This window comes from Bacillus sp. NEAU-242-2, assembly GCF_027853835.1.
Classification (GTDB): domain Bacteria; phylum Bacillota; class Bacilli; order Bacillales; family Bacillaceae; genus Bacillus; species Bacillus velezensis.
Map to the genome: position 1 here is coordinate 471,760 of NZ_JAPNNY010000002.1, position 21,410 is coordinate 493,169.

The following is a 21,410-nucleotide window of genomic DNA, read 5'->3' on the forward strand; positions in this document are numbered from 1 at the left end:
GATTTTCACAAGGACTCTCTAAAAAACTCCGGAATGACAATGAACATAAAGGCAACTGCAATGCCGATTAAAACGCCCAGAACCGCTTTCTTTTTCGGCGGCATGCCTTGTCCCGCCGTTTCATTCATCGGCTCTGAATTGATGACGCCGGCCGCTTTCAGGTTCAGCTGCGTATTTTTCAATTCGTATAAAAATCGTTCCTTATCCACTTTGGCGTCCGCGCTGACGGTTTCTCCTTCAAGCGCAGCAATACTCTGCCGCACTACTTTTGCCCGTTTTTCAAACAGGTCCTGATCATTCTTCAGAAAAGTTGTTATGACGGCTTGAAACACCGATTCGGTCTCCTGTTTGTTTTGGCCGCTGTAGCTGACCGTGATCAATGAATCTGATTGTGTTTCGACAGTCAGTTTACTTTTCACAGCCGCTCTTTCTTCGTCTGTTTTATCAGGCAGAGCCTGCTTTAAAAAGGCATCGCTCGTCAAAAGGAGCGGGATTTCTTTTGTATTGTTATAAAGCGGATGATCATAATTTCCCGCGGCGATCGCGGCTTCTGATGTAAAACTGCTGTTTCCGCTTATTTTTGACGGCAATACATATCCCGCCGCCCCTAACACAACGGGCAGCGCAATGATCCAAATGATATTCTTTTTGATACGCCGGGTTATTCTTGTCAACATATCCTTCATCTCGCATCTCCCTGTTTTTCATAGTACGCCGTGACGGCAGACTCCTTTTGTAAACGCCTCAATATATTGACCGCCGCGATCACGAGCGAGAGAAATACCCAGTGGAAAAATAAATTTGATACGGAGCTTGGGCTGATGCTGCTTACCAAAAAACCGGCCATCGCCGTGATAAGTCCTTCTGTGATCAGTCTTGACTGATTTTCCGATTTTCTTTCATGACATTTATAAAGTGTCCAAAAAAGGAACAAATAGACTGTCAGGTAACCGAGCATCGTAAGCACGCCGAAGTTCGCCATAATCTCGACGAGCCAGTTGTGCACCTCAACTACGCCGCCCGTATCATAAACGGGCTCCGCTTTTAAATAGTAAGAGACATTTCCGGCACCCACTCCGAACCCCCAGGAATCAATCACATAGTGAAAGGCGTTCTTTAAAAGATTCGCCCTCGCAAGGTTGGAAGGAAGCGGCTGCTGTCCCGGCATCGCCTGCGGAGCTGAAAACAGATTCAAGACGGCATTGGTGATACGGCCCGCAAATAAAACCGCAAACAGCGCAGCACCCGCTCCCGCAGCGTACAGCGCGAATTTTTTCAACACGGAAGGCAGCAGGATGAAGACGTATACAGCCGCCCCCGCGCATATGCCCAGCAGACTCGCGCGCGAACCGGTCAAAATGATTAAATACAAAGCGCAGATCGCAAAGAGCAGGCTGACGGCCTTCACATAGCCGTTTTTCATATTTTTCACCGCCGCCGCATACAGAAAGAAACTGATGCACAAAAACGTCGCGAAATCATTTTGATTAAAGAAAACGGACGTCGGATAATGCTGTTTGTACTGCGGGCCGTTATAAAGCGTGGAGCTCGGCAGATGGTTGTGTGTAAAATGGTTGTAAAAGCCGATCGCCATCACAAAAATGGTCATCACAAGCCATATGCCGTAAAAAACCATCAGCTGATCAAAGCGCTGAATGAACATGACAATAAGATAAATCAAAAACATGCCCATTCCCATTAAAGCTAAATATTTAATCCCGTACGTCACGGATTTTGCCCACAATAACGATAGGAGACCGTATGTAAACCATAAGGCGAAAAACATCAGAACCCCTTTTACATTCACCCGATTCCATCTGTCAATATGATGACGGTTTGTCAGGATGCCGGCGATGTGAAGGGCGCCCGCTCCGATTAATAACAGCCGGTATATAAATAAGCTGAAAAATCCGAGATGAACCGCAAAGAAGGCCTGGTTTAAAAATGTACACGCGATCAGTATATAAATGAGCGCCATAAACATCTGACCGTTTGTTGTAAAGGCGGATAGCAAAGCAAGTCCGGCAATGCCAATCATGGCGGCAAGCAGCAGCACGGTGATTTTTCCGAAGCCGGCATCCGCCCTGACCGCCTCCAGCATGATGCATCCTCCTGTAATGACAGCGGCAAGCAGCACAAGAACATGTGCCGCTGAACGTTTGATACTCACATGGCAAACCCCTTTCCAAAACCGGCAGCCGAGCCGGACTGCCGAGAGCCTGAAAACAAATCTTTTTCTATCTTGCCAGTTCTTTTATTTGCCGATCGGCATGAACCGCCGGACGTCCGACGGAATGATAAGTGAATCCTGAAACCCTCATATACTCCAACGGAAACATATTTCTGCCGTCAATGATGACCGGCTGTTTGAGCAGCTGCTTCACTCTCTGAAGATCCATCTCCTTGACTTCCGGCCAATCTGTTGTAATCAGGCATGCGTCTGCGTTTTTGATGGCACTGTACATCTCTGTGTGATATTCAATGCCGCCTTCTCCTAATATCGCTGACGCTTCGGGAATCGCGATCGGATCATACGCTTTCACGTGAGCACCCTGCTCTTTAAGACTTGTGATGATATCAAGAGCCGGGGCGGAGCGGACGTCATTTGTATGCGGTTTAAAGGCCAGCCCCAGTACGGCCACGGTTTTCCCTTTTAAGGGACCGATGGCGCGGTTCAATTTTTCCGTAATACGGACCCGCTGCTTCTGATTGGTTTCAATGACGGCTTCCATCATTTCAAACGGATAGCCGGCGGCGTTTGCGATATGCAATAAAGCCGTTGTATCCTTCGGAAAGCAGGATCCGCCGAATCCGATGCCGGCCTGCAGAAATTTATTCCCGATCCGGCTGTCAAGGCCGACGCCTTCTGACACGTGAGAAATGTCCGCCCCGACACGTTCGCAAATATTGGCGATATCGTTAATAAAAGATATTTTGGCGGCTAAAAAAGCATTTGCGGCATACTTAATCATTTCCGCGCTTTCAAGATTGGTCTTTACGATCTTCGTACGGAACGGCTTATGAAGCTCTTCAATGACCGAAGCGGCATGTTCGCTTGTGGCGCCGATAACCGCCCGCTCCATCTGCATCGTATCCCGCACCGCCGAACCTTCGCGGAGGAATTCAGGATTTGACGCGACATCAAACGGATATTTTCCCTTTGACGCTTCGCTGACGATTTGGTAAACGAGCTTTCCCGTCCCGACCGGAACAGTGCTTTTGGTGACAATGATTTTGTATCCGTTCAGCTGTTCTCCGATTGTTTGCGCCGCTGCCTTAATGTAGGTCAGATCGGCTTCACCCGTCTTTGACATCGGCGTACCGACGGCGATATAGATGATATCAGCGGCTTTCACAGCCGGCTCAATATCGGCCGTAAAGGATAACCGCCCGGCACTGACATTTTTTTCGGCTAATTCCTCAAGCCCCGGTTCATATATCGGGATGACTCCGTTTTGCAAGCTTCTGATTTTCGCTTCATTGATGTCACAGCAAGTCACATGATGGCCGATTTCCGCAAAACAAGTTCCAGATACAAGACCTACATACCCTGTTCCTAATACAGCGATTTTTTTCACAGCTTCATCCCTCTTTCGAAAGGTTCTCCTCTTGCCCGGCCCGGTTCATGACGGACCGGTATTTCTCTTTCAGCGCTTTCGCATTGTGGCTTGCGTCAAAATACGTGCGGACGGTTTGAGAAAGTTCCTCGGCTGTTTGCGGCGTCCAAGCCTCTCCTTCGTCATATTGCAAAATGGATTCTGCCAGCGTGTCAGGTGAACCCGGCTTGATCAGCAACCCCCGGTGTTTCCCGAATAAAGAAGCCAATCCTCCGACATCGGTACAGATTACCGGCACCTTCAGAGCGAGCGCCTCAATGACCACAGTCGGCATGCCTTCGCTGTAGGACGGCAGCGCCATTACATCTGAGGCCAGCAGATAGTCCTGTACCTTGTCGTTCGGCACTTGCCCCGTGACGATATGAGCGGCTTCACGCAATGAAGATTCGGCGGGACCGTCACCGACAAAGACAGCTTCATATCTTTCATCCAATGACTGAACGGCTTTTGATAAGTCGAAAACACCTTTCTCTTTGACAAGCCTGCCGATGAACACGATCAGTTTTCTATCCGGAGGAAGGCCGAGCCGTTTTCTGACGGCTTCTTTCGTCTCGTTCCTTTTTCGGAAGGCGTCAAGCGTGATGCCGATCGGAAGCACGCTGCACTCCGCTTCGATGAGCTTTTTCATTTGTTCCCGCAGACTGCCGCTCACAGCGTAAATATCGGCTGCTTCCCGCACCGCAAATGTAAATGCGCGATGAGCGCTTTTGCTGTAATGCGGATAGACATTGACATCACTGCCATGCAAGGTCAGCACATACGGGATGCCTAAAGCCTTTGACACAATGGCCGCCGCTCCGCCTGACGGCATGGCGAAATGCGCGTGAATCAGATCGGGCTTCAGGCCATGATTTTTAATTTCGGAAAGAACCGATAACGCCATTCTTTTATGCGGCTGCGCCCATTTCAGCTGTCCGGGAACCGCCTGATAAAACGGCCGGTGGACGGACACGCCTCTCCGCCATTCATGCGCCGGCCTTATATCCTTTTGCCGATACGTCTTTTTCAGCACCCGGAATGGCGCGGCGAGTTTCGGCCGCGGACAAATGACAGTCATCTCCGCGCCAAGCTTTCTCAGTTCTTGGGCCTGCGTCTCATGAAAAACGCCTTCTCCCGGCTTCTCACTGCTCGGATATACACTTGTCATCCACAATACCTTCATAGCAAACGTCCTTTTCTTAATTTACTTTTCATATGCGGATAAGCTTTTCCTAACAGGAATAAATAACACAACGCGCCGCAGGCTACGGAGATCGCCAGCCGCAGCTTGACATCAAGGCTGATCCGCTCCGTTCCGAAGCTGGCTGTAAAGGCGATGACACCCATTGCCGCCGTAAGCAGAAACGGTTTGGCCACGGCTTTGAAGTAAGCCGACAGCCGCAGCTTAATGACATATGCCAGCAGCCAGCGCCCGATCAGGAAATTCAGGATGCTGATGAAAGCGTACGTCCAGGCTACCGTCAAGAGATTTCCGGACAGCACGGCGGCGTACAAAGATGCGCTATACAGCAGCATCACCCCGGCGTCCCAATAAAATGCCAGATCGGCCCGCCCTTTTGCCAGCAGCACAGATCCGTTCGGATTCATCAGAACCCTTAAAATCCCGACGATGGCGAGAACATTTAAAACCGGGACAGCCGCCAGCCATTTTTCTCCGAAAACCGAAGCCACGAATGCATCCGATACTGAAACCAAACCGAGCAAGAGCGGAAAGGATATCAGCGCGAGTATTTTGGTCATATTGAGAAACCCTTCTCTGATCACGCTGTTTTCATGCTTGTTTTTCGCAAAGACGGGAAACGCGACTCTCGTAATGATCGGATTGATTTTTAATACCGGAAGCGTGACAATCTGGTAGGCCAGATTGTAAATGCCGAGCGCCTCGGCGCCGATAAAACTGCCGATCAGAATCATATCAATATTCGCCCCGAGCCGGTTCACAAGCCGGGAAGACAGCTGAAAGGCTCCGAAAGAAAAGAAGCCTTTCATTCCCTTCAGATCAAAAACGAACGCCGGTCTCCATGTTTTTCTGCAGGACACCCAGTACAGAATGCCTTTTGACGATTGCAGCAGCACCTGGGAAATCACATACGCGAGAATCGGGTCCGTATAAAAAACCGCAGCCGTCAAGTAAACGAAGGACAGCACATTTGAAAAGATTTCAATCTTGCTTAGCGTGTTAAATGCCAGCGCTTTTTGCAGCATATACTGATATTGCTGACCGATCGGCGCGATTAAAAACATGACGGCCAGCACGCGGATTAAATAGACAAGCTCCTCCCGCCGATAAAAATCGGCAATGAGCGGACTGCTGAAAAACAGCAGCGCAAACAGCGCAATCCCCGTTATGATATTCAGCCAGTACAAGGAAGACATCTGTTTTTCAGTCACATGATCTTTTTGAATGAGCGCGGCGCCAAAACCCATATCAAGCGCAATTTGGGCAAACACCACTACCGTTGTGATCATGCCGACAAGGCCGAATTCAGCCAGTGACATGACCCGCCCGAGCAGGGCGAATTGGACAATTTGAATGACCGTAATACACGCTGTCGAAATACTTGTCCATTTGGCGCCGCTCAAAATTTGATTTGTAATACTAGGCATCGTTTTCCCTACTTTTTTGTCTGCTGACCAGAATTTTTATCGCGCCCCGTCACCGGTCCAGATCACTTTGCACGTTTTGAGCATAATCTTCAGTTCCAATGAAAAGGTCAGGTTGCGGATATAATATAAGTCAAACATCAGTTTTTCCCTCGGTGTCATGTCATATCCCCCGTTGACCTGCGCCCAGCCGCTTAATCCCGGCTTAACGGCCAGCCGCTCCGTAAACCCCGGAATCTCAGCCTGAAACTGTTCCGTAAACACGGGACGCTCGGGACGCGGGCCGATCAGGCTCATTTCTCCCCGAAGCACATTTACCAGCTGCGGCAGCTCATCAATACGGGTCCTTCTGATAAAAGCGCCGACCTTTGTCACGCGGGGATCCTTTTTCAGCGCCCAGACCGCCCCCGATTTTTCAGCATCTATTTTCATAGAGCGGAGCTTATACAAATAAAACGGCTTCCCGTCTTTGCCTACCCGCTCCTGCTTGTAAAAAGCCGGGCCGGGCGACTCCAAACGAATCAGTATGGAGAACAGGCCCATCACCGGGAGCGCCGCCAAAAGCCCCGCAAGCGCAAACACAATGTCCATGAATCGCTTAAAAGCCAAATAACGGGCCGTTCTTTCCGTAACGGCAGCGGAAGTCCCCTGCCGCACTGCATAGTTATTATTTACATTCATGCTTTTCTCTGCTCCCACTGACACACACCTCACGATTTGTTGGGATGTTTGATGACCTATGCCGTGAGTTTAGCAGATGGATGTTAATTGGAAGTAAAGGAAACGTTAATGTTTATTAGAATGTTTCGATTATTGTTTTTTTATTGTAAATCTATTCATATCCATAAACGGCGGTTACTATAATTGAAAAGGATCATTATGAGCGGAAAACAACGAAAAAGCCTGCCGATCAATTTTGACCAGCAGGCTCGTACACAAATATATAAAAGTTTTACTTATAATAAGACACGATTCCATCATTGATGGCTGCAGCTGCCTTTTCCTTATAGGATGCTTGCTTTAATTTACTTGCATCAGACGGATTCGTAATAAAAGCCGTCTCTACTAATACACTAGGCATTTTGGAATACTTAATGACATAGAACGGAGCTGTTTTAACCTCTCTGTCTCTTGTTTTTAATGCATTAACAACCCTAGGCTGAATTTGTCCTGCCAGGCGTTTGCTTGCAGCGGCTTGATATGTCTCATCATAGTAGGTCTCAGTTCCGTTTGCAGAAGTTGCATCATTTGCATTGCCGTGAACGCTGATGAATAAATCCGCTCCTGCGGTTGCACCTTTATTTACCCTTTCCTGCAAGGAATAAAATGTATCATTAGACCTCGTCATGACCGGCAGAGCACCTGAAGCATTTAATTTTTTATTCAGCCTTTTAGCGATATCAAGATTGACGTCTTTTTCTAAAATGCCGTTACCTATAGAACCGGAATCTTGGCCTCCATGACCCGGATCAATTAAAATTGTTTTTCCCGCGGCCGGATTTTTCAGCTGGTTTGCAACATTTGAGCTGACAGCCGGGGAGTTCCCGATAATGGTAAAGCTGCTTAATTTTTTTCTTCCGATGATGACTCTTGTTTCTTTTGAAAGATTGCTGCCGTTTGTCAGAATGATAGATTGTTTTTTCTTTGCAGCAAGAGCAGCACCCGCTATGGAGTCTGCATACCCGAAACCATTGCTGACGAATACATTGCCTGTCGGAAGATTTAATTGCTGAACTAGATTGGCCGCAAGTTCGTATCGATTGCTTCCGCTGATTCTTTTTGGTGAAGGAAGTTTATTGAAGACAGAGGCATTTATGCTCCCGGTTCCCCCTGTTACAATAGAGCTTTTGATCCCCTTGCTTTTTATAGCTCCTGCTGTCGCACTGTTGATATCTGTTTGATTCGTAAACAAAATTGGATATCCGTTCATTGCGGCATATGGAATTGCAGCTATTGCGTCAGCATATAAAAATCCGTTTGCAATAACGGCTTTTGAAGCAGCAGGCATTTCCTTTGCTACTTTAGCTGCCGTATCATATCGGTTGCTCCCTGAAATTCTCTTAACACTGATGCCGAGCGCTTTGATTTGATTTGCTGTATTTGCTGACACAGCAGGCGTTCCGCCGACAATAATGACCGTTTTTGTTTTTAATTCTTTCAGACGGGTTTTCGTCTCTGATGACAAATTATCTTTATTTGTGTAAAGCAGCGGCGCATTTTTCTGATATGCCATCGGGGCAGCGGATATAGCATCTGCATACGAACCTCCGCCGACGACAACAGCCGTACTCGCTGTTGAATACACCTGCTTGGAAAGCGCAGCAGCCGTACCGTACCTGTTGCTTCCCCCTACTCTTTTAACCGCGTTGTCAGCTAAGGCTGACGGGATAAATATGATGAGTCCCAGCATAGAAATGATCAGGACTTTAAGATAAGAACGCAATTGCCTTCCTCCTGCTCTCGTTTATTTAATAGTCAGTCAATGTGGTGCCCGGATAATAAAATTTTAAAATTGAACTATATGAATCTCCTGAATCCGCTCTTGCCTTAGCGCCGTATTGGCTCATTCCGATGCCGTGTCCATATCCCTTTCCGCTGATTGTAAAAGCAGAACCGTTTTGACTGACGGTCACATAAGTGCTTTTAAACACGGAGGCTCCGATCATTGTTCTCAGTTCAGTAACCGGCACAGTCATTGCAGATGTTTTATTTGCCTCGTAATTTCCATTGTTTTGTTTGACAGCGTAATTCACTTTCAAAGTTGCTGTTTTAGCCCGCTGTCCTTTAGTTGTTCCGCTGAATGTAAAATCTTCTAATTTTAAAATTTTAATGGCGGAAGCGCCCGTTTCCTTATTTTTCAAAATCCAGTTTTTAATACCGCTCAGTTGAGCTGCATTTGTCTCATTCTTTGAAGCAAACCAAGAGGCCGGCTTATTTACATCAATTGAATCCGGATTGATTTGCTGCTTAGAAAGCGTCAGACTCCAGGCAGTTTGAGGATCTTTTGTGTCTTTTTTCGCAGTTAAATAAGGAACGCTTGAACCCCATACTTCGTCGCTTGATTCTGTATAACCGCCATTACTCGATGAATAAGCTGCCGTAATTAAATTCCCTTTGTAAGTCAGCACCTTATTTTTTGTCTGCTGCACCGCTTTCGTCGTATTGGCATTCCAGCTGTACCCGCCATATACTTGAAAAGCAGTAGTATCAGCAACAGTGCTCCCGGTCTTCGTAATTGAGTATGTTCTTGCCGCAACCGTTTGCGCCTTCAGCGCTTCAAGAGACCAGCTTGCAGGCATTTCATTCGGTACGACACCTTTTAAATAATCTTCAAAAGGAATGTTTTCATTTACAGGTCTGATATATTTGCCTGACTCTATTGAAAAATTAACCGTCCCCAAGTATTCTTTTCCATTCAAACTGATCCGGTTGGATTCATTGTACGTTTCCGGTTTTATTCTCAATGAATTCCCATATGTTTTAATATGATTAAGATTTAACTTTCCATTATTGATTTGTAAGTTGTATGTGCTTCCGCCGGCTAAGTAAAAATGGTTTGAAAGCTCATTTTCAACCCCGGCGGAAATGGAGCTTGTACTTCCGATAAAGTCGTATGCATACGACGCCTTCTCTTTTGTCACTGATTTAGCTGCTGAAGGAACATCATCTTGTTTGATATATAATAATTGGCTGTTTTTTTTGGCGGCTAAAGAAGCGCCCACCAGGACATCAGCATATTTCGTTCCATTAGTCATGACGACTTTATCAGCCTTCAACTTTAGCTGATTAATAATATTAGCAGTCAATTCATACCGTGTTGATCCGGGTATTCGCTGCACAGTTGAAGTTTTTTTAATTTGATTTTCTACAGCATCACTCACGCTGAACGAACTCCCGATAATTAAGACTTGCTTCGGAAGATCATAATCTGGCAATTTATCCTTTTCAGTCAGTAAAATGGGATAGCCGTTTGCAGCGGCATACGGAGCAATGGCTAAAGCGTCTTGAAAAACATTCCCTGTTACAACAATTGCTTTATCGTAATTTCCCATTTGTTTTGCAATGTTTTCAGACAGAACATAACGGTTTTTCCCGCTGATTCTTTTCACAGCTCCATAAGACTTAAGCTTATTTTCAACGTCCTTTGAAATGCTTTTAGCCCCGCCGATAACCAGAATATTATCGGGATTGAACTTAGCAATCTGTTTTTCTGTAGTTTTTGTCAAAGTGTCCGGCTGTGTAAATAACACCGGCGCATCCATTTTTTTTGCCAGAGGAATTACTGGTAATGCGTCGATAAAAACATCACGATTGACGAGAATAACGGTTTTAGGATTTCTCCATTGGGAGTCAGATGCAAGAGCCGCAGTCTCATATCGGGATGCCCCCGAAAAGCGGTTGGTTACAGACACATGATCACCGGTAACCTGATAAAAACCGGTTGGCGATAAAGAAATGCTTGATTGATTTCCGATGTAATTTGTCAGCTTAACTGAAATATTTGAATCTGCCGCAAAGGAAACCGCCGGTATAAGCAATATAACAACAGCTAGAGTCAGTCCTATTAAATGTTTGCAAGTTTTCAAGATTACAGCGTCCCCCTATTCATTAATTTGCCGGTTCGATATCCTTCAGCATAAGCTGTCCCTTGCTATTTTTTTGATATTTTACTGTCACTTTGTCGCCATTATCCAAATTCTTAACATCGCCGGCTGATTCTTCAGTGATATCAAAACTTACCGGTTCATGATCCACAGTGACTTCTATTGTATGAGTATCCGCCAGTCCTACATAAGTGCCCTCTTTCGTGACCAGCTTTTCACCCGCATCCTCGCCCTGAGATTTTTCATTGTTAACTCCGCACCCGGCGAGAAGCAGTATAAAGAACAAACATCCAAAAATTTTTTTCATTTTTTTCACCTCATTATGGATTATCGACAATATATTATCTATTTTAAAGAAAAATTAAGAAACATTGAAACTTTTTTCGATAACATTCGACTATATTAGGATTTATTGTATTCTATTATAAAATATTGCATTTGCTGGGAGTCCGATTTCCAATTAAAACAGATGGGGTGTATTGAGATGAGAAGTAAACGAAGAAAAAAGAAAAAGACTTTGTTACTGGTCTTTCTGACAATCATCGGCATTTTTATTTTAGTTTCCGGCGGCTTTACATACTATCTATGGCATAAAGCGGCATCAACCGTCGCCAGCATTCACGAAGACATTAACAAATCGAATAAACGCAGTACTGAGGTGAAAATAAATAAACACGAACCGTTCTCTGTCTTGATCATGGGAGTGGACGAACGTAAAAATGATAAAGGAAGAGCCGACTCGCTCATTTACCTTACTGTCAATCCAAAGACAAAAACAACGGAAATGGTCAGTATTCCGCGTGACACTTATACAAAAATTATCGGCAAAGGCACGATGGATAAAATCAATCATTCATATGCATTTGGCGGTACGCAAATGGCAGTAGATACTGTGGAGAATTTCTTGAACCTGCCTGTAGATTATTTCATTAAAGTAAACATGGAAAGTTTTAAAGATGTCGTTGACACTTTAGGAGGCATCACTGTCAACAGTACATTCGCTTTTAACTATGACGGTTATTCCTTCAGCAAAGGCAATATTTCATTAAACGGTGATGAAGCCCTCGCTTACTCACGAATGAGAAAAGAAGATCCTAAAGGGGATTTCGGCCGCCAGGACAGACAGCGGCAGATTATAGAGGGTATTATCAATAAAGGGGCAAGTATCTCTTCTGTCACGAAATTCGGAGATATGTTTAAAGTAGTAGAGAACAATGTAAAAACGAATTTAACCTTTGATGATATGTGGGATATTCAATCCGGTTATAAAGATGCCCGCAAGAAAGTGATTCAGCATGAGCTAAAGGGTGACGGCACCAAAATCGACGGAATTTACTATTATAAAGCAGATGAAAACGGACTTGCCTCCATTACTAAAGAATTGAGAAGCAGCCTCAACCTTTAAACTAATGCAGAAAAAGCAGCTTCGCATACTTTATGCAGAGCTGCTTTTTTGTTACACCTCGAAAGAATCAGGACGCTCTGAACGCAGTCCGAATTGATAGAGCAGCCCCTCAGCAATCCTTCTTGACGCCATGCCATCTCCATAGGGATTAGATGCCCGCGACATTTTTTCATATTCCAGCTTGTCTGTCAGCAGCTGTTTTGCCATCTGATAAATCGTTTCTTCATCAGTACCGGCTAATTTCAGAGTGCCCGCCTCCACTCCTTCAGGCCGTTCAGTAGTATCGCGCAATACGAGAACCGGCTTTCCTAAGGAAGGAGCTTCCTCCTGAACGCCTCCTGAATCAGTCAAAATAAAATACGACCTTGACGCAAAATTGTGGAAATCAATCACTTCAAGAGGTTCAATTAAATGGACGCGCTCCGAATCACCAAAGTGCTTATCAGCAGCTTCACGTACAGCAGGATTCAGGTGTACCGGATAAACGACTTGCACATCGCTGAATTCATCTGCGATCCGGCGGATGGCTTTAAACATATGTTCCATCGGCTGACCTAAATTTTCCCGGCGATGCGCCGTCAGTAAAATCATTCTGTCATTGCCGATTTTCTCAATAATGTTATGGGAATATTCAGAGTGAACCGTTGTATGCAAAGCATCAATCGCTGTATTTCCGGTAACAAAAATGGAGCTTTCTTTTTTATTCTCATTCAATAAATTTTGCTTCGCTTGCTGAGTCGGAGCAAAGTGGATATCAGCAAGCGCTCCGGTCATTTGGCGGTTCAATTCTTCCGGAAAAGGTGAATATTTGTTGCCCGTCCGCAATCCGGCCTCCACGTGTCCGACTGTAATCTGGTGATAGAAAGCTGCAAGGCTTCCGGCAAAGGTTGTTGTCGTGTCACCATGAACAAGAACAATATCAGGTTTGATTTCCTTAAACAGGCCGTCCAGTTTTACCAGGGCGTTTGAAGTAATTTCAGCCAGCGTCTGCCGTTCTTTCATAATATTCAAATCAAAGTCAGGCTTAATTTGAAATGCGTGAAGAACTTGATCCAGCATTTGTCTATGCTGGGCAGTTACAGTGACATATGATTCTATTTCAGGGCGTTTTTTTAATTCGAGCACAAGGGGCGCCATTTTTATCGCTTCAGGCCTTGTACCGAATACCGTCATGACTTTAAGTTTTTTCATATCTCTTTCTCCTGTATCAAGTTTGTGATCATTTTTCATTATCAACCCATTTTACACGATATGATCCACCGGTTAAATATCTTGTATTATTTTTCCCCTAAATGAAAAAGGATATATCATTAAGGCTTTACGGATAAAACTTGTTTAATAATGGTTTATCTTATATCATTAAAAGTGTTAAAAATGAAATATCGGGTATACAGAAAATATCAGCAAGCCTGAGTCTGTATAGATATCATAACTTATATTTAAGTGACGCTAAGGAAGGTGCTTTAAAGTGAAAAAAGTACGCAAAGCCATAATTCCCGCTGCAGGTTTAGGGACACGCTTTCTGCCGGCAACAAAAGCCATGCCGAAAGAGATGCTTCCGATTGTAGACAAACCAACGATTCAATACATAATTGAAGAAGCGGTTGAAGCGGGTATTGAAGACATTATTATTGTTACGGGAAAAAGCAAGAGAGCCATTGAAGACCATTTTGATTACTCACCAGAGCTGGAAAGAAATCTAGAAGAAAAAGGGAAGGTCGAACTCTTAGAAAAAGTCCGAAAAGCCTCTAATCTTGCTGACATTCATTATATCCGGCAAAAGGAGCCAAAAGGTCTTGGACATGCCGTTTGGTGCGCACGTAATTTTATCGGTGACGAGCCATTTGCCGTCCTTCTCGGAGATGATATCGTTCAAGCTGAAAAACCAGGGCTTCGCCAGCTGATGGATGAATATGAAAAAACACTTTCTTCTATTATAGGGGTTCAGCAAGTGCCTGAAGAAGAAACCCATCGTTACGGAATTATTGATCCGCTGACAAGTGAAGGCCGCAGATATCAGGTGAAGAACTTTGTTGAGAAGCCGGCTCAAGGGACTGCTCCGTCCAATCTGGCAATACTGGGACGTTACGTCTTCACTCCTGAAATCTTCATGTATCTTGAGGAACAGCAAATTGGTGCCGGAGGGGAAATTCAGCTTACAGACGCTATTCAAAAGCTAAATGAAATTCAGCGGGTTTTTGCTTACGATTTTGAGGGCAAAAGATATGATGTTGGTGAAAAACTAGGTTTTATTACCACTACATTAGAATTTGCGATGCAGGATCGTGAACTGCGTGATCACCTTATCCCTTTCATGGAAGACCTGTTAAGAAAAGATGAATTATAAGAAAAAAGCTGTTGGATTTATTCCAACAGCTTTTTATTTTAAAATGCAGGTTAAAGTTTGATTATCGTTATTGATAATAAAAGCGTATTTATCATTTGCCGCAATAAATTGCCGATCACTGCTGGCCTTTATAACACCTTTATTATTCAGGGATAGATCTGCCGGAGTAATAGCTGATATTCCTCTGAAAACAAGCTGCTCGGTCTTGCCATTATTCACTACATAACTGACCTCGCCATTTTTAAGATATAGCGTCTCCCGGCCGTTCACCACTTCTTTCTGCAGCTCTTTCATTTCTTGCTGGATATCATTAACGCGCTCACCGAGATGCGACACAAGTTGATCAGCATCACCCTGCTTTACATACGGAGAAAAAGCGGATGCTTTCACATTTGAATTTTTTTCGTTATAGACCGCTGCGTTTTCCGGGATATAGTACGTTTTATTGTTGACCTCGATCTTTGCTGATTGCCTGTCTTCAGATACCACTTTCACCTGAGCACCGAACGGAATAAGGAAGTCCGCCTTTTTTTTCAGCTCTGTATCTTTATAGGCCTGCGTCTGGTCTTTTAATACGAAACCTTTTTTGTTCACCAATATCTGGTCTTTCCCCTTGTTAACATCATCTTGATATCCGATCTTACCGAACGATGCGATCGTACGAAGCGGGGCGCTGAAAAACATGGTTCCGGCCATAAACACAAGCAGTATTGATAAAATAGCAATTTGAATAGCATTGACTGCTGATCCGGATTTATTTTTTTTCTTTTGTTCCTTCACAATTGCCTGCTGCTCAGGCGATTCTTTTTTACGTTCAGCAACCTGATCTTTCTTATATTTCTCTTTGTCTTTTTTGGAGAGCTTATTAAACCAATCGATAAATGCTTTGTACTCTTTGACTACGGTTTTAGTATCGTCGAACATTCTTAATTCACCATAGTGCATCCAAGCCACACGGTCACACATTTTTTCAATCTGACCGATGGAATGACTCACAAAGAAAATGGTTTTTCCTCGTTCTTTAAATTCCTGGATTCGGTCGACACATTTCTGATAAAATGTCTGATCCCCGACAGAGAGGGCTTCATCAATGATTAAAATATCCGGATCTATATGCACGGATATCGCAAAGCCGAGGCGGGACTTCATACCGCTAGAATAGTTTTTTACCGGCTGATTAATAAAATCACCAATCTCAGCAAACTCAACTATGCTTTCATACATCTCATCGATTTCTTTATTGGTCAGCCCCATCATTAAACATTTGAGTCTAATGTTATCCCGGCCCGTCAAAGCATTATTTAAACCGGCTGCAATCGCGATCAGCGACGGCTGGCCGTTCATTTCAATTTCACCGCTTGTCGGCGGTATTACTTTTGCAAGCAGATTTGACATCGTCGATTTACCCGATCCGTTAATTCCTACAAAGCCGATTGTCTCCCCTTCATATACATCAAAGGAGACATTTCGCACAGCGAAAAAACCGTTATCTTTAGCAGGGAAAAACAAACCTTTTATTTTGTCCGACTGTTTTTCATAAAGATGATACTGCTTTGAAACATTTCGAAACGAAACCTTTAGTTTCATTGTACAATCTCCTTACGTATTAAAGAAAGTCAATAAACTTATCTCTGAATTTCATGTGTAAAACAGAACCGACTGTTAATAAAAATAAGGTGAACAGCCAGAAATACAGTGTATACTTCACATCTTGAAAGAACCACTGGCCATCTAAGAAACTGTTCCTGAATCCGTCAATAATATAGAACAGCGGATTCAGCTTCAGGACCGGCACCAATTCCGGGTGATCTGCCCCCAGTTTCGAGTGAATGTCCCAAAAAATCGGCAGCAGGAAAAATAAAAGTCTTGTCACTGCCTGCAGAAGAAACTGATAGTCTCGGATCAGCACGCTGATTGTCGAATTAAACAAGCTGAACGAAAATAAGAAAGCCATCAGACAAACAAAATAATAAATATATTGAAGCCAATGAAGGCTCGGATAGATTCCGCTGGCGAGCAATGCAATGATATAGATCACCATCATAATTGCATAACTGAACAAATTAGAAGCGATGGCGACAGACGGCAAAGAACTGATTGGGAAATTCATTTTAGCAACCATTTTAATTCTTTTAAATACACTATTTGATCCGTCCAGTATTGTCGGGCTTATAAAAAACCACGGTATCAGACCTGCAAGCATCCACAGAATAAAAGGCACTTCTCCGGCACCTGTAGCCATCGGCCCCCCTTTTCTGATCCCCAATCCAAAAACAAACCAATAGGCGAGCATTTGAATAAGAGGATTTAAAAACTGCCATAAAACGCCTAAATAATTCATTTGATATTTAGACTTTGTTTCGTAGGCCGCTAATCGCATGATTAAAGGAAATGATGTTACTTGCTCTTTTAGTATTTTCACTACAGCATTCATTTTAATCTTCCTTAGGTTGATTTGATTTTATAAAGCATCGCTGATAATTGTACCAGAAATCAAATTTTTTTTCACTTTCAAGCCGCATGCAAATGCTGCTAAAAAGTTTGTAAAGCGTAATAGAAAAACCCCTTGATACAAAGGGGTTTTTCTATTATTCAGATTCAAACACAATCTTTACGACTTTCTCAGAAGAATGTCCTGACTCAAGATAACAGAATTTGTCATAAAAAGGTTTGAATGAAACCGGGTGCTGATAATCCGGTGATGAAATATGTTTGATTGCCTCGATCGTTTCCTCTGTCGTTTTCACTAACGGACCAGGAGCATCTTTCTCAAAATCGAAATAAAACCCTCTGAGTTTATCCCGGTATGTTTCAATATCGGGAACAAAAAACAACATCGGGCGTTTCAGATTTGCAAAATCGAAAAATACAGAAGAGTAATCGGTGATTAACAGATCTGAAATCATATACAATTCCCGAATATCTTCGTGTGCAGAAAAGTCGTAAGCAAACCCTTCAAATGGACCAAGGTCAAAATTTTCGGCCACAAGATAATGCATTCTCAGAATAACGAGATATTCATCTCCGAGCTCTTCCCTTAATTTATGCAGGTCTAAATCAAGGTCAAATTTATAACGGCCTTTAGCATAAAACTGGTCATCTCTCCATGTCGGCGCATAAAGAATAATTTTCTTATCCTCAGGCAGGTTTAATCTTCTTTTGATCGCTGTGATTGTCTCATTATTATTGTCATTATGAAGAAAATCATTTCTCGGATAACCTGATTCAATCATGGTTTTATCGAATTGGAAGGCGCGCGCAAATATCTCAGACGAGTAGGCATTAGGGGAAATTAAATAATCCCAATTGGATGCCTCTTTAATAAAATTCTTTTTATATTTTTTCGTATTAGTACCCGGCATATGAACTTCTTCCATATCCATTGCAAGTCTTTTTAAAGGCGTGCCGTGCCATGTTTGAAGATAGGTTGTATGTTCAGGCTTTGGAATCCATAAAGGCAGACGGCTGTTGACGACCCAATATTCTGCCCGCGCCATAGCAAACAGCCACTTGATAGAAAGCCTGTTAATGTATTGAATGCCCTTCTCTTTAAAAGGCGCTGCATACTGTTTATTTACGCTCCAATACATTTTATATTCCGGGTGATTGATTTGCATGTATTCATAAATTGCTCTCGGATTACAGCTGTATTGTTTGCCGTTAAAGCTTTCAAAAATAATGGTCTTGCTTTTAACAGGCATTTTACTCGCCATTCTGAAAACAACTTTATAACCTTTCGTAATAAGGGAATTTCTGCGTTTTTTCAGTTTTTTCATTTTGGAAATGAAACGTTTTTTCTTCCCTTTTATGAAGTATCTCATCCTTGTTTTCAGGCTGTAGTCGTTCACACGGATACAGACAGTCTGCTTTTTCTTCTTTTTATATACTTCATATCTGACCGGCCCGCTGTCTTTATTCACAACGCTTATGAGGCCTTTCAGTTTATTTTTTCTGTCTCCGAGCACAAGCGGAGTGCTGCTGAGAACAATAGGTTCAGCTTCGTCGTTTTCACAATGAAACTCCATAAACATACGGTAGACAAACCGTTTTTCCAGAGAATAAGGAATATCTTTTAATGGAATTTTTATTTGGAAATCAAAAATTTCAGGGGTGAATGCATCTTCCCGAAGCTGTTCAATATTCTCCGTTTTTTTCGTCACTTCAATAGGGAAATGTTTTTCTACGGGGTCTTCTCCCCCTTTTTTAATGACAAATTGCAGGTTTTTAACTGAAAGCTGATTCTCCGAACTTAGATATCCTGCATACCCTGAAATCATAATCTCTTCTGCCTTCAGCTGAATCTCATCAAACTTCACAATTTTCGCTTCTCTTTTTACCTTTAAGGAAAAATTCCCCTTATCGGTTGTATAAGGCAAAATTAACAGCTCAGTCGTATGATCAAGGTGGTAGGCACGCTCAATCGCTTCAGCTTCCACAGATAAACGCACCTGCTTCGGCTGTTCTTCTTCTTCAGCTTCCGGTTCACCAAGTACCACATAAAAATCATAAGTCTGTCCCATTTCTAAAGGTTCAGGAAACGAGTGAATATTAATTGATGCGCTGTACTGAGCCGGGCTCTCTTTCTCTAAAACAATAAAGTCCTCGGCTCCGGAACGCCGTTCTTTTAATTTTAAATAACATTTCACTTCCTCAGCTAACGGTTCTTCGCTTTCAAGTGAAATAGAGAGCGCCAGATCGCCCACATTATTTTTTAAGCTTTTCAAAATACATTTACTCACAGTATTTTCATCCATACTTATTTTCTGCTCCTCTGTATTAAAGCTCTTCACTTTGCCGATTTACTTAATCGATGTGATCCTTTTTGTTTAATTTAATAGAGAAATTCCCTTTCACAGTCGTATAAGGTTCGAAAGTGTATCCGTTCTTCATAAACCGTTCCTTTTCGCCGAAAATAACTTCACGGCTGGATACCCTTCTAAGAATACTGATATGGTCAGCTGTTACAAACTGAATGTAAAAGTCAAGAACCGAAGTAAGATTAGCATCGATTTTTTCTTTTTTGATATCCTTTTCAAAATCAATAGTAAACGGCTGAGCCGGTTGATCAGCGGATACGGAGATGATTTCAGCTTTGTTTTTTCGATCAATCCCGACCAGTCTGACTTTTTCAAAGCCATCATTCTGATTGCACACTGAAACGCTGATCGTCAATCCGGTGCCGCTATTTTCAAAGGATGTAATCGGCTGTTCTTTAGAACCGACTTTTTCAGCGAGCCGTTCCTTTTCTTTTCTCACTTCAATCATTTTGGAAAGAGCATATGACCAATTTTTAATATAATTTGGTTTTGAGTATTTCTCAGCCATTTTAAAGGCCTTACGTGAAAATTGTTGATGAGTGCTGTCATCTCTCATTAAAGAGACAATGGCCTCGGCTAATTTTTCTATATTATATTGCTCGATTACATAGCCGTTTACTCCGTCTTCTACCAAGCTTCTGGCACCGTAATCATAATCGTAAGTTACCACAGGGCATCCATTGCTCAATGCTTCCATGTTGGACAGACCGAAGCCTTCAAAGTGAGACGTTGAAATTGTCAGCCACGCTTTTTGAAACTCGTAATCGGGGTTATTCGTGTAGCCTTTCAGCAATACATTATTCTGGAGGTTTTGAGCTTCAATTTCCTTTTTGATTTTTTCTGTATCTTCTCCAGACCCGAATATTTCCAATTTCGCATCCGGGATTTCATTTACAACAAGTTTGAACGCTTTAACGGCATGCGTCAGGTTTTTCATCGCGGCAAGCCTTGAGATAATAACCGCTTTATTTCGTTCACTCGGAACGTTCAGTACCTTTTCATCAAGCGGTTTATTAATGGTATGCGGCGTAAAAAAGAAAGTCTCTTTTTCCCCTGTAATTAAAGTGAAATCTGCAATCTGCTCCTCAGTAATAAAAAATACAGCATCCAGATTATTGATCTGGCCAAAAACTTCTTTATAACGCCCTTTGATCTGGAATTTATTATCACCATAATGTTTATTGTGAATAATCGCGGCATAATATGATGACGGCGCTTTTTTCACTCTGAAGACATGTTTGTCCTGAGGTCTGCTGTCTACCAGAAATAGTTTAGGCTGATCGTTTTCATTTTGAAGAACGTCTATCCAATACCGGCGCAGCTCAGATTCATCTTTAAATGTTAATGGACCTTCCTCTGTGTACCACGTGAAATGGGTAAATTTCACTTCTTCACTTTGGCTGTCCCACATGTAGTGTTTTTCCAGGTAAACGACACTTTCGCTGTTGATAAACTCCTGAAGGAAGATTTGGTTAATCTTTGTGTCAAAATGAGAGACAATGACGGGTTTTCCTTCTTTATTGTATTCTTCTCTTTTGATTACTTGTTTTTCATCATTCAGATAGTCTACGTAACGCACCGCCGAACCGCCTGAATAATAGGAAAGAATATAATCATTTGATGATTTGCCGAAGATCTTTGAAATTGCCTTGCTTACTTTCCCCTTGCTGACATGTCTTTTTATTTGATCCAGCTCAATTTTCTCCGAATAAATCCGCTTGCCTTTTGTTTTTTTACTTAAAAAGTCATCATACATGTTTATAACTTGAGTGTATTCAGAGTCAGCTTTTCCCTTTTCAAACAGCTCGTTCTTTTTTCTAGCAAACTCTAAATCTAATCTAAAAGTAAGAAAGGTGGTATTCTTTTGGCTTTCTTCTCCGAATAGTTTAGAACGCAATAATAGTGATTTGGTCAGACCGCCGTAATTATCCGGCAGTCCGCCTGAGATAAAATAATACATCATATCGGGAAGCTCATTATTATAGTTAATAGGCTGATTGGACAAATTTTTTCTCC

16 protein-coding genes are annotated in these 21,410 nt (G+C 43.0%); 2 read left to right on the forward strand and 14 right to left on the reverse strand.

Annotated elements, in window-relative coordinates; all coding sequences use genetic code 11:
- Positions 1-5 precede the first annotated feature (5 nt).
- The 9 genes from tuaF to OWN49_RS07395 form a co-directional block, all read right to left on the reverse strand.
- Positions 6-686: a teichuronic acid biosynthesis protein TuaF gene (gene tuaF / locus OWN49_RS07355; protein ID WP_015387623.1), complete on the reverse strand. Its 681-nt coding sequence runs from the start codon at positions 684-686 to the stop codon at positions 6-8.
- Positions 683-2,170, reverse strand: a complete 1,488-nt coding sequence (tuaE, locus tag OWN49_RS07360) for a teichuronic acid biosynthesis protein TuaE (RefSeq protein WP_176283563.1) — start codon at positions 2,168-2,170, stop codon at positions 683-685. The genes tuaF and tuaE overlap by 4 nt, the downstream gene beginning before the upstream one ends.
- Positions 2,171-2,237: 67 nt before the next feature.
- Positions 2,238-3,578, reverse strand: a complete 1,341-nt coding sequence (gene tuaD / locus OWN49_RS07365) for a UDP-glucose 6-dehydrogenase TuaD (RefSeq protein WP_070082463.1) — start codon at positions 3,576-3,578, stop codon at positions 2,238-2,240.
- A 4-nt stretch (positions 3,579-3,582) separates the two neighbouring features.
- Positions 3,583-4,779: a teichuronic acid biosynthesis protein TuaC gene (gene tuaC / locus OWN49_RS07370; protein WP_102422844.1), complete on the reverse strand. Its 1,197-nt coding sequence runs from the start codon at positions 4,777-4,779 to the stop codon at positions 3,583-3,585.
- Entirely contained in the window at positions 4,776-6,224 is a 1,449-nt protein-coding gene (gene tuaB, locus OWN49_RS07375) for a teichuronic acid biosynthesis protein TuaB (RefSeq protein WP_176283564.1), read from the reverse strand. The genes tuaC and tuaB overlap by 4 nt, the downstream gene beginning before the upstream one ends.
- A 36-nt stretch (positions 6,225-6,260) precedes the next feature.
- Positions 6,261-6,920: an exopolysaccharide biosynthesis polyprenyl glycosylphosphotransferase gene (locus tag OWN49_RS07380; RefSeq protein WP_003151373.1), complete on the reverse strand. Its 660-nt coding sequence runs from the start codon at positions 6,918-6,920 to the stop codon at positions 6,261-6,263.
- Between the two features lie 253 nt (positions 6,921-7,173).
- Positions 7,174-8,664: an N-acetylmuramoyl-L-alanine amidase gene (locus tag OWN49_RS07385; RefSeq protein WP_172615018.1), complete on the reverse strand. Its 1,491-nt coding sequence runs from the start codon at positions 8,662-8,664 to the stop codon at positions 7,174-7,176.
- Positions 8,665-8,689: 25 nt separating this feature from the next.
- The gene (locus OWN49_RS07390) at positions 8,690-10,807 is read right to left on the reverse strand and encodes a SpoIID/LytB domain-containing protein (RefSeq protein ID WP_077722936.1); all 2,118 of its coding nucleotides are present in this window, start codon (positions 10,805-10,807) and stop codon (positions 8,690-8,692) included.
- A 22-nt stretch (positions 10,808-10,829) separates the two neighbouring features.
- A complete protein-coding gene (locus OWN49_RS07395; RefSeq protein WP_176283565.1) occupies positions 10,830-11,132 on the reverse strand; it encodes a hypothetical protein in 303 nt (100 codons plus the stop codon).
- A gap of 177 nt (positions 11,133-11,309) precedes the next feature.
- Between OWN49_RS07395 and tagU the strand changes: the two genes are divergently transcribed.
- Positions 11,310-12,230 carry a polyisoprenyl-teichoic acid--peptidoglycan teichoic acid transferase TagU gene (gene tagU, locus OWN49_RS07400; protein WP_077722937.1) on the forward strand — a complete coding sequence of 307 codons (921 nt, stop codon included), beginning with the start codon at positions 11,310-11,312 and terminating at the stop codon, positions 12,228-12,230.
- 51 nt (positions 12,231-12,281) lie between these two features.
- Here tagU and wecB read toward each other — a convergent pair whose 3' ends face one another.
- Positions 12,282-13,421, reverse strand: coding sequence for a non-hydrolyzing UDP-N-acetylglucosamine 2-epimerase (gene wecB, locus OWN49_RS07405; protein WP_077722938.1), 1,140 nt, complete (start codon positions 13,419-13,421; stop codon positions 12,282-12,284).
- A gap of 277 nt (positions 13,422-13,698) precedes the next feature.
- On the opposite strand from wecB, the gene galU reads away from it, so the two are divergent.
- On the forward strand, positions 13,699-14,577 hold the full coding sequence (galU, locus tag OWN49_RS07410; protein ID WP_015240700.1) for a UTP--glucose-1-phosphate uridylyltransferase GalU: 879 nt from the start codon (positions 13,699-13,701) through the stop codon (positions 14,575-14,577).
- Between the two features lie 33 nt (positions 14,578-14,610).
- Here galU and tagH read toward each other — a convergent pair whose 3' ends face one another.
- The 4 genes from tagH to OWN49_RS07430 all read right to left on the reverse strand — a co-directional run bounded on the left by tagH (position 14,611) and on the right by OWN49_RS07430 (position 21,399).
- Positions 14,611-16,164, reverse strand: a complete 1,554-nt coding sequence (gene tagH / locus OWN49_RS07415) for a teichoic acids export ABC transporter ATP-binding subunit TagH (protein WP_077722939.1) — start codon at positions 16,162-16,164, stop codon at positions 14,611-14,613.
- Between the two features lie 19 nt (positions 16,165-16,183).
- Positions 16,184-17,011, reverse strand: coding sequence for a teichoic acids export ABC transporter permease subunit TagG (gene tagG, locus OWN49_RS07420; RefSeq protein WP_015240701.1), 828 nt, complete (start codon positions 17,009-17,011; stop codon positions 16,184-16,186).
- A gap of 154 nt (positions 17,012-17,165) precedes the next feature.
- Positions 17,166-19,331: a CDP-glycerol glycerophosphotransferase family protein gene (locus OWN49_RS07425; protein ID WP_217904221.1), complete on the reverse strand. Its 2,166-nt coding sequence runs from the start codon at positions 19,329-19,331 to the stop codon at positions 17,166-17,168.
- A gap of 49 nt (positions 19,332-19,380) precedes the next feature.
- A complete protein-coding gene (locus tag OWN49_RS07430) occupies positions 19,381-21,399 on the reverse strand; it encodes an alpha-glucosyltransferase N-terminal domain-containing protein (RefSeq protein ID WP_176283566.1) in 2,019 nt (672 codons plus the stop codon).
- Positions 21,400-21,410 lie beyond the last annotated feature (11 nt).